General features: G+C 64.9%; 11 protein-coding genes and 2 tRNA genes. 6 read left to right on the top strand and 7 right to left on the bottom strand.

The features are described from left to right. Positions 1 to 145: 145 nt before the first annotated feature. The 5 genes from ACZ5YA_RS32660 to rnr all read right to left on the bottom strand — a co-directional run bounded on the left by ACZ5YA_RS32660 (position 146) and on the right by rnr (position 6,147). Entirely contained in the window at positions 146 to 418 is a 273-nt protein-coding gene (locus ACZ5YA_RS32660; RefSeq protein ID WP_003812968.1) for an HU family DNA-binding protein, read from the bottom strand. 350 nt (positions 419 to 768) lie between these two features. Beyond that, complete coding sequence (locus ACZ5YA_RS32655) at positions 769 to 1,449, bottom strand: Fe2+-dependent dioxygenase (RefSeq protein WP_118932220.1); 681 nt, start codon at positions 1,447 to 1,449, stop codon at positions 769 to 771. 58 nt (positions 1,450 to 1,507) lie between these two features. Continuing rightward, positions 1,508 to 2,752, bottom strand: coding sequence for a cystathionine gamma-synthase family protein (locus ACZ5YA_RS32650; protein ID WP_464091750.1), 1,245 nt, complete (start codon positions 2,750 to 2,752; stop codon positions 1,508 to 1,510). Between the two features lie 52 nt (positions 2,753 to 2,804). Beyond that, positions 2,805 to 3,542: a 23S rRNA (guanosine(2251)-2'-O)-methyltransferase RlmB gene (rlmB, locus tag ACZ5YA_RS32645; protein WP_013392619.1), complete on the bottom strand. Its 738-nt coding sequence runs from the start codon at positions 3,540 to 3,542 to the stop codon at positions 2,805 to 2,807. Positions 3,543 to 3,672: 130 nt separating this feature from the next. Further along, positions 3,673 to 6,147 carry a ribonuclease R gene (rnr, locus tag ACZ5YA_RS32640; RefSeq protein ID WP_059378517.1) on the bottom strand — a complete coding sequence of 825 codons (2,475 nt, stop codon included), beginning with the start codon at positions 6,145 to 6,147 and terminating at the stop codon, positions 3,673 to 3,675. A gap of 243 nt (positions 6,148 to 6,390) precedes the next feature. Between rnr and ACZ5YA_RS32635 the strand changes: the two genes are divergently transcribed. Continuing rightward, a tRNA-Leu gene (locus ACZ5YA_RS32635) sits at positions 6,391 to 6,475 on the top strand. 111 nt (positions 6,476 to 6,586) lie between these two features. Here ACZ5YA_RS32635 and ACZ5YA_RS32630 read toward each other — a convergent pair. Beyond that, on the bottom strand, positions 6,587 to 7,198 hold the full coding sequence (locus ACZ5YA_RS32630; RefSeq protein ID WP_464091749.1) for a tRNA-uridine aminocarboxypropyltransferase: 612 nt from the start codon (positions 7,196 to 7,198) through the stop codon (positions 6,587 to 6,589). Between the two features lie 161 nt (positions 7,199 to 7,359). Between ACZ5YA_RS32630 and ACZ5YA_RS32625 the strand changes: the two genes are divergently transcribed. Next, positions 7,360 to 7,444: transfer RNA gene (locus tag ACZ5YA_RS32625), tRNA-Leu, on the top strand. Between the two features lie 155 nt (positions 7,445 to 7,599). Here ACZ5YA_RS32625 and ACZ5YA_RS32620 read toward each other — a convergent pair. Beyond that, entirely contained in the window at positions 7,600 to 8,049 is a 450-nt protein-coding gene (locus ACZ5YA_RS32620; protein ID WP_373428999.1) for a GNAT family N-acetyltransferase, read from the bottom strand. A 113-nt stretch (positions 8,050 to 8,162) separates the two neighbouring features. On the opposite strand from ACZ5YA_RS32620, the gene ACZ5YA_RS32615 reads away from it, so the two are divergent. The 4 genes from ACZ5YA_RS32615 to ACZ5YA_RS32600 all read left to right on the top strand — a co-directional run bounded on the left by ACZ5YA_RS32615 (position 8,163) and on the right by ACZ5YA_RS32600 (position 12,691). Continuing rightward, the gene (locus ACZ5YA_RS32615) at positions 8,163 to 9,056 is read left to right on the top strand and encodes a DMT family transporter (protein WP_059378557.1); all 894 of its coding nucleotides are present in this window, start codon (positions 8,163 to 8,165) and stop codon (positions 9,054 to 9,056) included. A gap of 27 nt (positions 9,057 to 9,083) precedes the next feature. Beyond that, entirely contained in the window at positions 9,084 to 10,028 is a 945-nt protein-coding gene (locus ACZ5YA_RS32610) for an AEC family transporter (protein ID WP_251877148.1), read from the top strand. Positions 10,029 to 10,040: 12 nt separating this feature from the next. Then, positions 10,041 to 11,321, top strand: a complete 1,281-nt coding sequence (locus ACZ5YA_RS32605; RefSeq protein ID WP_059378560.1) for an arsenic transporter — start codon at positions 10,041 to 10,043, stop codon at positions 11,319 to 11,321. A gap of 143 nt (positions 11,322 to 11,464) precedes the next feature. After that, positions 11,465 to 12,691, top strand: coding sequence for a YeeE/YedE family protein (locus tag ACZ5YA_RS32600; RefSeq protein WP_059378521.1), 1,227 nt, complete (start codon positions 11,465 to 11,467; stop codon positions 12,689 to 12,691). Positions 12,692 to 12,757 lie beyond the last annotated feature (66 nt).

Here is a 12,757-nt window from a genome sequence, read left to right as displayed (position 1 = left end):
AGCCTCAAGACGAAATTCGCGAAAAATCCGTACAAGCAACTGCCAACCGGGGCACTCAAAAGCAATACGCGGGCCGGAGTATACCGGACCGCGCAATTGTGGGCAAATCGCCAGGGCTGAATGCCTGCGACCCGCCCGCCGTCCATTAGTTGACGGCGTCCTTCAGGGCCTTGCCCGGACGGAACTTCGGCACCTTGGCCTTCTTGATCTTGATGGTTTCGCCAGTGCGCGGATTACGGCCGGTGCGAGCGGCGCGAGCCGACACAGCGAACGTGCCAAAGCCAACCAACGTAACCGTACCGCCCTTCTTCAGGGTGGTCTTGACGGCACCGATCAGGGCGTCGAGCGAACGACCAGCGGCGGCCTTGGAGATGTCGGCCTTGCTGGCGATGTGATCGATGAGTTCGGTTTTGTTCATTCAGGTGTACCCCTCACAAGGTATTGAGTCTGCCGGAGTGCAGTTCATGGCCGTCATGATGGACGCCGCTGAAGACGCAAAACCGACAAACGACGAACAGACAGTGGATAAACTTTTTTCTTGCGCTGCGAAGCACAACTTTTAAACTGCTGCGCCGCCTGGATTCAATGGCAAATTGCCTTCAAATCACCAGCGACGCAGACGTGTATTAGGCCTTGGCGTGGCGCGGCTGTCAAGCGAAAACCTCACCACAACCCGCGTCAATACTAGCTTTTAGACCGTTTCGCAATAAACAGAAACACGCATTTCGGTGTTTGCGCGACACCCTCGAAAACGATCGTTAACTTGCGTCAGACATCGGCCCATCGACGCAGCAAATTGTGATAAATGCCGGTGAGTTGCACGATCGAGGGATGCCCCGCGGCATCCTGATTCAAGCGCTGTATGGCCACGTCCATGTCCAGCAGCAGCGCGCGCTGACTATCTTCGCGCACCAGGCTTTGCATCCAGAAAAACGACGACACGCGCGCGCCGCGCGTCACCGGATTGACCTTGTGCAGGCTGGTGCCCGGGTACAGCACCATGTGCCCCGCCGGCAGCTTCACCGCGCGCGGGCCATAGGTGTCATCGATGACCAGCTCGCCGCCGTCGTAGGAGTCGGGGTCGGAGAAGAACAGCGTTGCCGACAGGTCGGTGCGCACGCGCTCAGCCGTGCCGGCGATGCCGCGCACCGCGTTGTCCACGTGATAGCCGAACGCTTCCCCGCCCTCGTAGCGATTGAACAAGGGCGGAAAGATCTTGCGCGGCAGCGCGGCCGACATGAACAGGTTGTTGGCCGCCAGGCGCTGCAGGATCAGATTGCCCAGCTCCTGGGCCAGAGGATGCTGCTCCGGCAGTTGGCGGTTGCGCTTGACCTCGGCCGACTGATAGCCGGCCGTGACTTTGCCGTCGACCCAATCGGCGGCATCCAGGCGGCGCCGGATCTCGGCCGCCTCTTCTGGCGTGAAAACTTCTGCGATCTGTATGAGCATGGGCGCTATCCCGATTGCGTTGCAAGCGCGCCCGGCCACCGGCCGCGCGCGTGCCGCATTATCCCTGCAGGCAACCGTTGAGCGCCTGATCGAAATCAAACAGCAGATCGGCCTCGTCTTCGATGCCCACGGACACGCGGATGAGACTGTCCGCGATGCCCATTTGCTTACGGCGCTCGGCGCCCATTTCGTAATAGATGGTGTGGGCGGCAGGCAGCGCCAGGCTGCGCGTATCGCCCAGGTGGGTCGCCATCAGCACGATGCGCAGGCGGTTCAGGAAATCGAAGCAGTCCACCCCGTCCGCCAGCTCGACGCCCAGCAGGCCGCCGAAGCGCGAGCCGAACAGCGCCGCCGCGCGCGCATGCTGCGGGTGGCTGGCAAGCCCGGGGTAATGCACCTTGGCCACGCCCGGATGATCCTCCAGGAAGCGCGCCAGCGCCAGCGCGTTGGCGCAGTGCTTGGCCATGCGCAAGGCCAGGGTCTCGGCACCCACCGCGATGCGGTGCGCGGGTTCGGCCGCCAAGGTGCCTCCCATGTCGCGCAGACCCTTCTTCTTGACCTGCGTAAGCCCCCAACTGGTGGACGGCCCCTTGCGATAGGCCTCGTAGATGTTCGAGTAGTTCGACCAGTCATACAGCCCCGTGTCCGTGACGGCGCCACCCAGTGCATTGCCATGACCGCCAATGTATTTGGACAGCGAGTTCATCACCAGGGACGCCCCGACCGAGACCGGCCTGAACATCCAGGGCGAGGTCAAGGTGTTGTCGACGACATAGACCAGACCCTTCTCGCGGCAGATTTCCCCGATCACGGCCAGGTCAGCAACTTGCGTGCCCGGGTTGGCGATGGTTTCGGTGAAAACCATGCGGGTGTTGGGCTGGATCGCCGCGCGCACCTGCGCCGAATCGGTTGCGTCCACGAAGGTGATCTCCACGCCCAGCTCCAGCAGCGTGCCCAGCAGGCTGTTGGTGTTGCCGAACACGAACTGGCTGGACACCAGGTGATCGCCGCGGCGCAGCAGCGTGGTGAAGATGGCAGCCAGCGCGGCCATGCCGGTCGCGAAGCTGACCGTGCCCTTGCCGCCTTCCATCTGGTTGATCTTGGCCTCCAGCGCGGTGGTGGTGGGCGTGCCTTGGCGGGCGTAGGTGAAGCCGGCCTTGCCCTGGAAGACCGCGGCCAGCTCGCGCGCGTCTTCGTAGGCGAACTCCGAGGACGGATGCATGGGCTTGTGCACCGCTCCGTGCTCGACGGATTGCTTGCGGTCGGAATGGAGGATCGTGGTGGTAAAGCCGTTCTGGTGCATGATGGGCTGACGCGAAGAGGGTGTGGTCTACAAGATAGGCAAGACGGATGAATCAGGAACGGCGCTGGCGCACGGTTTCATAGAGGCAGACGGCGCTGGCCACGCTGACGTTCAGGCTTTCCACCGAACCCAGCATGGGAATGTTCACCAGTTGATCGCAGGTTTCCCGCGTCAGACGGCGCATGCCCTCGCCTTCCGCCCCCATGACCCAGGCCATGGGCTGGCGCGCATCGATCTGGTGCATGCTGTCGGTGGCCTGGTCGTCCGTGCCCACCAGCCACACGCCGCGGTCCTTCAGGCTGCGCATGGTGCGCGCCAGGTTGGTCACCATCAGATAGGGCACCGTATCGGCCGCGCCGCACGCCACGCGCTGCACGGTCGCGTTCAGGCCGACGGCCCGGTCGCGCGGCGCGATGACGGCGTGCACGCCGGCGGCATCCGCGGTGCGCAGGCAGGCGCCCAGATTGTGGGGATCGGTCACGCCATCCAGGATCAACAGCAGCGGCGGACCTTCGATGACGTCGAGCACCTCATCCACGTCCACCGCCAGCTGGCGCTCTTCGGCCAGCGCCACCACGCCCTGATGGCGGGTGCCGCGGGATAGCCCGTCCAGACGCTCCATGGGGACCGGATGCAGGCGGCAGCCCGCTTTTTCGGCTTGCTCGATGAACGTCTGCATCCGCTTGTCGCGGCGCGACGCCTCTACATAGATTTCCTTGATCGAGTCGGGCGCGTGGCGCAGCCGCGCAACAACCGCGTGAAACCCGGCCAGGACTTGGGTCGACGCCATAAATGCAATACCTTTAGATAAACGAATACCCGCCCCAGAGCGGGGCGGGCCACCGGACCAAGCCGGCCATAGATGCAATGTTACCCCTTATGGCGCGGCCGCCCTACGACGGCCGCGCCATAAGGAAGTGTCAGTGGCGCTTGTGCGCGGCCTTCTTGGCCGGCGCGGCGCGCTTGGATGCCTTGGGCGCCCGCGGCGGCTTGCTGGCCTTCTTGGCCTCGGCGCGCCGCTCCTTGGCGGTTTGGCCCTTCAGGGCGGCGGGCTTGGGCGACGCTGCCTTCTTGACGCGGCGGGAAGACTCGTCCGGACTGCGGGCCGAGGCCTTGCGCAAGGCGTCGAAGCTGGTGCCCTGCACCAGGCGGAACTCGATGCGGCGGGCTTCGAGGTCCACGCGCGACACCTGCACCTGCACCTTGTCGGTCAGGCGGTAACGCATGCCGGTACGCTCGCCGCGCAACTCGTGCAGGGCGTCGTTGAACTGGAAGTACTCGCCGCCCAGCTCGGAAACATGCACCAGCCCTTCGACGTGCAGGGTATCCAGCGTGACGAAGATGCCGAAGCTGGCGACGCCGGTAACGGTGCCGCTGAAGTCCTCGCCCACGCGTTCCTTGACGAACCAGCACTTGAGCCAGGCCTCGACGTCGCGCGACGCCTCGTCGGCGCGGCGCTCGCTGGCAGACAGCACCAGGCCCATCTTCTCCCAGATGGCATGTTCGTGCTCGCGCTGCGTGCGGCCGATCACCACGGGCTGGTCTTCCAGGCTGGGCACGTAGCGCTGACCGGCCAGCAACGCCTTGATGACACGATGCGTCAGCAGGTCGGGATAGCGGCGGATGGGCGAGGTGAAGTGGCTGTAGCCGGGATAGGACAGGCCGAAGTGGCCCATGTTGTCGGGGCTGTAGACCGCCTGCTGCATGGAGCGCAGGCACATCGTCTGCAATAGCTGGTAGTCGGGGCGTCCGCGCACCGAATCCAGGAAATCGCCGTAATCCTTGGCCGTGGGCGTCTCGCCGCCGCCCAGCGACAGGCCCATGGTGCGCAGGAACTCGCGCAGCGATTGCAGGCGCTCGGGCGTGGGGCCTTCGTGGATGCGGTACAGGCCGGGATGCTTGCTGCGGGCCATGAAGTCGGCCGCGCAGGTATTGGCGGCCAGCATGCACTCTTCAATCAGCTTGTGGGCATCGTTGCGCACCGACGGCACGATCTGTTCGATGCGGCCGAGTTCGTTGCAGACGATCTTGGTTTCGACCGTGTCGAAGTCGATGGCGCCGCGCTTCTTGCGCCCTTGCGCCAGCAGTTGAAAGAGTTCGTACAGGTGCTGGACCTGGGGCATGACGCTGCGCATGGCGTGCGCGGCCGGACCGCCGGGCTGCTGCAGGGCGGCCCAGATGTTCGTATAGGTGGTGCGCGCATGCGAGTGCATGACCGCGTTATAGAACTGGTAGGCGGTGACGGTGCCGGCCTTGGCGCCGCTGGCCGGAATGACCATGTCGCAAACCAGCACCAGGCGGTCGACGTCCGGGTTCAGCGAACACAAGCCGTTGGACAGGGACTCCGGCAGCATCGGGATGACCCGGCGCGGGAAGTACACGCTGGTGCCGCGTTCGATCGCGTCGTCGTCCAGGGCGTCACCCGGACGCACATAGTGGCTGACGTCGGCGATGGCCACCAGCAGGCGCCAGCCCGGACGCTTGCGCTGACCCGTACCCAGCTCCACGGGTTCACAGTACACCGCGTCGTCGAAGTCACGCGCGTCCTCGCCGTCGATGGTGATGAGCGGCACGTCGCGCAGGTCGACGCGGTCCTTGAGATCGGTCTTCCTGACCACGTCCGGCAGGCGGGCGGCCTGCTTGAGCGCGGCCTCGGAGAAATCGACCGGCACGTCGAACTTGCGCACCGCGATCTCGATCTCCATGCCGGGATCGTCGATCTCGCCCAGCACCTCGGCCACACGGCCCAGCGGCTGCGTATGGCGCGTGGGCTGCTCCATGATTTCAACCGCGACCACCTGCCCATGCTGGGCGCCGTTGGTGTCGCTGGGCGGAATCAGGATGTCATGCTTGATGCGCTGGTCCTCGGGCACGACGATGGACAGGCCATGCTCGTGCAGGAAGCGCCCCACCAGCTTGTTGGTACGGCGCTCAATGACTTCGACGATGGTGCCTTCCGGCTTGCCGCGGTATTCGCCAGTGGGCTTGACCAGTACGCGGTCGCCATGCAGCACCTTGAGCATTTCGCGCGGCGACAGGAACAGGTCCGGGCCGCCGTCATCACGCAGCAGGAAGCCGAAGCCGTCGCGATGCCCCAGCACCTTGCCGGCAACGAAGTCCAGTTTGGTGGCCAGCAGCAACACGCCCTTGCGGTTGGGCATCAATTGGCCGTCGCGCTCCATGGCGCCCAGGCGGCGCTCAAATCCCACCATCGTCGCGGCGCGCTCGACGCCCATGCGTTCGGCCAGTTCCACCGGAGACAGCGGCGAGCCTGCGGCGCGCAGCGCTTTCAGGATGGCTTCACGGGACGGGACATCAGGATCGAAGTCCGGCGGCGCTTCGGGCAAGGGTGTTGATCTGTTGTTATTCGATTCGTTATTCGATCGTTTTGCCAAAGCTAAAATTTCCGTATATAATGCGCAGCTTCTGTGGTTCGCCCAAGGCTGAACACTGAAGCAGAAAATGGTCAGAAGGGCCGGGAAGTTTAAAACCCAGCCGGGGTTTGAAAAGCAAGTTGCTTAAAAACCTTATTGTAGAACCAACTGCACTTTGGACGCATGTTTTAGTTAATGTGTTTTAACTGAAGCGATGCAACTAGAGCGGCAGCGTATCACATACTTCTGACAGTATCTCTCAGTGCCCAGGTGGCGGAATTGGTAGACGCGCATGGTTCAGGTCCATGTGCCGCAAGGTGTGGAGGTTCGAGTCCTCTCCTGGGCACCACGGAATTTTAATCAAGACCATGCAAGCCGGTCTTGATGGCAAAAGCTAAAAAGCCCCGGAAATCGCAAGATTTCCGGGGCTTTTGCTTTGCATCGCCCCACCCTCGTCGCTTCAACGCCACGGCACCTTGCGATTCAAATGATGCCGCGCATACAGGTCGGCGCCCATGCCGTCGATCTGACCGTCGATCAAGGCCTCGAAAGGCTTTAACAACGCATCGAAATTCATCGGCGCCTCAAGCGCATTCAAGGCATGCGTCACAGCCTCTATCGTCGACAGCGCACCTGGCACGTCGGCGTGGCGAACCCGGTAGCGCGTGGAAAGTCCCGCAGGCAGCATCACGCGCGGCAACGCGGCAAGCCCGGGATTGATATGCAGCAGCTTGCGCGCATGCCCCCAGGTGCCGTCGGGCACGATCAATCTGATCGGCGCGCCAAGCTCCTGCCCATAACCCGGCGTCAGTACCTCAGCGCCTTCGCCCGGAAACAGCAGGCGCGGCAGATAGCCCGGCAACGCCCAATCGTCTTCCGAAAAATATTCGCCGACGACGCGGCGCGCGCCACCCAGGCCCAGCACAGCCAGCCTCGCGGTGTTCAAGGCATGGCGCGCCTCGCTCGGATGCTGCAGCACCACCACTTGGGTGCGGCAGGAAAGCGAGGGAATCAGCGCGCACAGGCAGTGCGATAGAGGACGCAGGCAACGCGTGCAGAGGGTACGGGACATGGGGCGACACTATATCGAAAGTTCGAAAGCGGCCCGGCAGCAAAAAAATATGAAAAAAAAGCCACACGACTTGCACACTTCAAAAAAAGTGTGCATAATCTCATTCCTCTGCTGCTGAACAAGAAACAACGCGAAAGCGAAGCGACAAGTAAAGCATCAGCGCCCAGGTGGCGGAATTGGTAGACGCGCATGGTTCAGGTCCATGTGCCGCAAGGTGTGGAGGTTCGAGTCCTCTCCTGGGCACCAATTATTACATCACGAGGTACCTGCGTGATGCGCCAAAAAAACCCCGAACGCGTAAGCGTCCGGGGTTTTTTCTTTGTCCGGCCCTTTTCTTTATCCAGCCTGTTTGATTGCCCGACCCGGCTCACAGGCAGACGCTTTGAGCCGGGCGGCCCGCCTTACTTCAGCACGCGGGTCATGACCACGTGCGGAATACCGGCCTCGACGAATTCCTCGCCTTCCACATTGAAGCCATGGGCTTGGTAGAAGCCCGCCGCGTGCGTCTGCGCGTGCAGCACCAGCATGCGATGGCCGTCGCCATGCCCCTGTTCGATCAGCGCGTCCAGCAACTGACTGCCGACGCCCATGCCACGGGCCTTCTTGTGGACCGCCATGCGGCCGATATGGCCATCGGGCAGAAGCCGGCCCGTGCCCATCGGCGTGCCGTCCGGGCCGTATGCCACGGCGTGCACCGACACGGCGTCATCGTCGTCCAGCTCGACCTCGGGCGGCACTTTCTGTTCGACGACGAACACTTCGTGGCGCACCGAATACGCGTCGTCGCGCAAACGGTCCCAGGTTCCCAGGGCGATACGCACCGTTGCTTGTTTGTTGGTCGACATGTCCATCCCTCGCGTGCAGCAAATGAATAAAAGAATCCTAAACCCCATTTTGGCAGGGATGAACAATGGCCAAAAGGGGGTACGATCGCGGCTTGCCCACGTCGTCCATGTTCCCCCACATGCCGCCTGCCGCTCCCCCCGCCTGGTTGAAAGCCGCGCCCGCGCTCTTCCTGCTTCTCTGGTCCAGCGGTTTCGTCGTGCTCAAAGTGGGCCTGGCCTATGCCGACCCCATGACGTTCCTGGCGCTGCGCTACGCCTGCGTGGTGCTGATACTTGCGCCCTTCATGCTGTTCCTGCGCCCGCCGCTGCCGCGCGGCGCCAGTGCCTGGGGCCACCTGGCGATGGTCGGGCTGCTGTTGCAGGCAGGCTACTTCTGCTTTACCTACCTTTCGCTCAAACAGGGGATGTCGGCCGGCGCCCTGGCGCTGATCACGTCGCTGCAACCCATCCTGATCGGCCTGCTGGCGCCGGTGATTGCGCACGAGAAGGTCGATGCGCGCCGTTGGGCAGGCTTGGGGCTGGGGGTATCGGGCGCGGCGCTCGTGATCATCGCGAAGGCCTCGATCGACGTGATCTCTCCGCTGGGCCTGGCGTTCGCCATCAGCGCCCTGCTCTGCATCACCGGCGGCACGCTGTACGAAAAGCGTTTTGGCGTGCAGACGCATCCCGTCACCTCGAACATGGTGCAGTACGCGGTCGGCCTGATCGCCACCGCGCCGCTGGCGTTCTGGCTGGAGCCAATGCACATCGAATGGACCGGCCCCCTGCTGGGTTCGCTGGCTTACCTGGTCGTGGGCAATTCACTGGTGGCGATCACCTTGCTGCTGACCATGATCCGCTACGGCGAGGCTTCGCGCGTGTCGGCGCTGTTCTTCCTGGTGCCGCCTTGCACCGCCATCATTGCGCTGATCATCCTGGGAGAAGCCATTCCCGCGCTGGCCTGGCCGGGCATGGCGCTAGCGGCGCTCGGCATCCTGCTGGTGACGCGCACGGCGCGCACCGCCGCCAAGTAGAATGAGCGCCCCACCAGATCCCTGCCCATGAACGCTGTCGTTACCTCCGCCCTGCCGGTCTTCGCGCTGATCCTGACCGGCTGGCTAGCCGCCCGTTGGCGCATCCTGGGCGCCGGCGCCACCGACGCGCTGAACCGCTATGTCGTCTATTTGTCGCTGCCCGCGCTGCTGTTCCGCGCCATGACGCAGGTGGACCTGACGCACATGGCGCACTGGGGTTTCGTGGGCGCCTTCGCGGGTGGCATCGCCGTCACGTTCCTGGCCTCGTTTCTCGGCGCGCGCCGCACGCAGCGCGCGCTGACCGACCGTGGCATCCAGGGCCTGGCCGCGTCCTATGCCAACGCGGGCTACATGGGCATTCCGCTGTGCCTGGCGCTGTTGGGCCCTGACAGCATGGCGCCCGCCACATTCACCACCCTGCTCACCGCCAGCGTGCTGTTCGGCTTCGCCATCGCCTTGATCGAGTTCGACCGCCAGCAGACGCCCAACCTGTCCTTGACCCTCCTCAAGGTCGGCCGCGCGCTGCTGCGCAACCCGCTGCTGGCGGCGCCGCTGCTGGGCCTAGCCTGGGCTTTCACCGGCCTCGCGCTGCCGGAGGGCGTGGACCGCTACGTAGCCTTGCTGGGCGCGTCCGCCAGTCCCTGCGCCCTGGTCACGATCGGCCTGTTCCTGGCGCAGACGGAGACGTCCAGCTCGGGACCCGGCGTCATGCGCCTGGTCGCCGGCAAGCTGCTGCTGCAGCCCGCCGTCACGGCAGTGCTGGCGTTCTACGTCTTCGCCATGCCGCCAGTGTGGGCCTGGACCGCCGTGCTGATGAGCGCGCTGCCCATCGGCACCGGCCCTTTCATGCTGGCCCAGATGTACGGCCGCGACGCCCGCGTGACCTCGCGCGCCATCCTGGTTTCCACCGTCGCATCGGTGCTGACCGTCAGCCTGCTGGTCGCCTGGATCAGCGCACACCCGATCTCCTGATTGCTCTTCATCATGTTGCTCGCCGTCGCCATCTTCGTACTCACCATCACGCTGGTCATCTGGCAGCCCAGGGGCCTGTCGATCGGCTGGAGCGCCGTGCTGGGCGCGGCGCTTGCCCTGGCCACGGGCGTGGTCCACCTGGCCGACATCGCGGATGTCTGGCGCATTGTCTGGAACGCGACCGCCACCTTCATCGCCATCATCGTCACCAGCCTGATCCTGGACGAGGCCGGCTTTTTCGAATGGTCCGCGCTGCACGTGGCGCGCTGGGGCGGCGGCCGCGGCCGGCTGCTGTTCGTATTGATCGTGCTGCTGGGCGCCGCCGTGTCCGCCCTGTTCGCCAACGACGGCGCGGCGCTGATCCTTACGCCCATCGTCATGGAAATGCTGGTGGCGCTGGGCTTCGGCCCCGGCGCATCGCTGGCCTTCGTGATGGCTGCGGGCTTCATCGCGGACACGGGCAGCATCGCGCTGATCGTATCCAACCTGGTCAACATCGTGTCGGCCGACTTCTTCAATATCGGCTTCGGCGAGTACGCATCGGTAATGCTGCCGGTGAACCTGATGGCCGTGGCGTCCACGCTGGGGGTGCTGCTGCTGTTTTTCCACCGCAGCATTCCGCCGCGCTACGACGTGAGCCAGTTGCCCGCGCCCGCGTCCGCAATCCGCGACCTGACCACCTTCCGCGCCGGCTGGGTCGTGCTGACCCTGCTGCTGGCGGGCTTTTTCATCCTGGAACCCATGGGCATCCCGGTCAGCGCCATCGCCGCCGTCGGCGCGCTGGGCCTGCTGCTGATCGCGGGACGGCAGCACATCGTCGGCACGCGCCGCATCATGCGCGAGGCGCCCTGGCACATCGTGGTGTTCTCGCTGGGCATGTACCTGGTGGTGTATGGCCTGCGCAACGCCGGCCTGACTGCGCACCTGGCGCAAGTGCTGGACCGCTGCGCGGAATACGGCGTCTGGGGCGCGGCGATGGGCACGGGCCTCATCACCGCCTTCCTGTCGTCCATCATGAACAACCTGCCTACCGTGCTGGTGGGCGCGCTGTCGATCGCGGACACCAGCGCCACGGGAGCCGTGAAGGACGCAATGATCTACGCCAACATCATCGGCAGCGATCTGGGTCCCAAGATCACGCCTATCGGCAGCCTGGCCACGCTGCTGTGGCTGCACGTGCTGGCGCGCAAGGGCCTGCGCATCACCTGGGGCTACTACTTCAAGGTCGGCATCGTGCTGACCTTGCCGGTGCTGCTGCTGACGCTGGCCGCGCTGGCTTGGCGCCTGCAGTAAACTTCTATATAGCTTTTGGCTATATAAAAGGCATTAATTGGTGTTTTGATCCAGCCGTCCACCGCTTTAGACTTCCAACCATCACACGGGTGCCTGCGCGCGCCCGTTTTGCTTTCTTACGTATCAAGTTCCGGGACTCGCCCATGAGCACCAACGCCTCGACTCTCCCCCTGCCTTCCTCGGCCCTGCCGCCCATCCAGATCAACCGCAAGCCGCTCTGGATCGCCCTGCTGCTGGTGCTGGCGGGCGCTCTGTACCTGCATGAGACCGTCAGCTGGCGCCAGGGCGCGCTGTGGATCGTCGGCGCCCTGCTGGGCGTGACCCTGTACCACGCCTCCTTCGGCTTCACGCAGGCCTGGCGCGTGTTCGTGTCCGACCGCCGCGGCGCGGGGCTGCGCGCGCAGATGCTGATGCTGGCCGCGGGCGTGCTGCTGTTCTTCCCCTTCCTGGCGGCCGGCACGCTGTTTGGCCAACCCGTCAGCGGCTTCGTGTCGCCCCCGGGAGTCTCAGTCCTGCTGGGCGCCTTCCTGTTCGGCATCGGCATGCAACTGGGCGGCGGCTGCGCCTCGGGTACGCTGTTCGCGGTCGGCGGCGGCAACACCCGCATGGTGGTCACGCTGCTGTTCTTCATCATCGGCTCGGTCATTGCGACCGCCAACTTCGGCTGGTGGTCGAGCCTGCCGGCGCTGGCGCCGACCTCGCTGATCAAGACCTGGGGCCTGGCGCCCGCGCTGGCCATCAACCTGGCCGTGTTCGCGCTGATCGCGTGGGCGGCCACGGCGCTGGAGAAGCGCCGCCACGGCCATGTGATCTCGTTCGCCTCGCGCACCGCGCGCCCTGCCTCCCTGCTGCAAGGCCCCTGGCCGCTGATCTGGGGCGGCGTGGCGCTGGTCGTGCTGAACTTCGCCACGCTGGCGCTGGCTGGCCGCCCCTGGGGCATCACGTCCGCCTTCGCGCTGTGGGGCGCCAAGACCCTCGACGCCTTGGGCGGCGACGTGGCCACCTGGGCCTACTGGGCCAAGCAGCCCTCGCTGGCCGCGCCGCTGCGCCAGGACGTCACCACCGTCATGGACATCGGCCTGATGCTGGGCGCGCTGGCCGCGGCCAGCGCCGCCGGCAAGTTCGCGCCCATCTGGAAGGTGCCGGCCCGCTCGCTGGCCGGCGCCGTCATCGGCGGCCTGCTGCTGGGCTATGGTTCGCGCCTGGCCTTCGGCTGCAATATCGGCGCCTACTTCAGCGGCATCCTGTCGGGCAGCCTGCATGCCTGGCTGTGGCTGCCGGCCGCCTTCGCCGGCAGCGCCCTGGGTGTGCGCCTGCGCCCCGCCTTCGGCCTCGCCGTCGAAAAGACCCCGGCGGCGTCCAGCTGCTGAGAAACAGTATTCCAGGGCTGTCCGCTGGCACGGCCGGACAGCTCCTGGTGTATGGTTGCTCCATCC

It is taken from the genome of Achromobacter sp. JCM 18799 (assembly GCF_055395645.1).
Note: the sequence above shows the minus strand (reverse complement) of the source record. Positions and strands in the feature narration are given on the sequence as shown.

Bases quoted from the DNA above. Each gene is read 5' to 3' on its own strand.
- ACZ5YA_RS32660 (WP_003812968.1), bottom strand. From the start codon at position 418: ATGAACAAAACCGAACTCATCGATCACATCGCCAGCAAGGCCGACATC.
- ACZ5YA_RS32605 (WP_059378560.1), top strand. From the start codon at position 10,041: ATGTTGCTCGCCGTCGCCATCTTCGTACTCACCATCACGCTGGTCATC.
- ACZ5YA_RS32630 (WP_464091749.1), bottom strand. From the start codon at position 7,198: ATGTCCCGTACCCTCTGCACGCGTTGCCTGCGTCCTCTATCGCACTGC.
- ACZ5YA_RS32620 (WP_373428999.1), bottom strand. From the start codon at position 8,049: ATGGACATGTCGACCAACAAACAAGCAACGGTGCGTATCGCCCTGGGA.
- ACZ5YA_RS32650 (WP_464091750.1), bottom strand. From the start codon at position 2,752: ATGCACCAGAACGGCTTTACCACCACGATCCTCCATTCCGACCGCAAG.
- rlmB (WP_013392619.1), bottom strand. From the start codon at position 3,542: ATGGCGTCGACCCAAGTCCTGGCCGGGTTTCACGCGGTTGTTGCGCGG.
- ACZ5YA_RS32600 (WP_059378521.1), top strand. From the start codon at position 11,465: ATGAGCACCAACGCCTCGACTCTCCCCCTGCCTTCCTCGGCCCTGCCG.
- ACZ5YA_RS32655 (WP_118932220.1), bottom strand. From the start codon at position 1,449: ATGCTCATACAGATCGCAGAAGTTTTCACGCCAGAAGAGGCGGCCGAG.
- ACZ5YA_RS32610 (WP_251877148.1), top strand. From the start codon at position 9,084: ATGAACGCTGTCGTTACCTCCGCCCTGCCGGTCTTCGCGCTGATCCTG.
- ACZ5YA_RS32615 (WP_059378557.1), top strand. From the start codon at position 8,163: ATGCCGCCTGCCGCTCCCCCCGCCTGGTTGAAAGCCGCGCCCGCGCTC.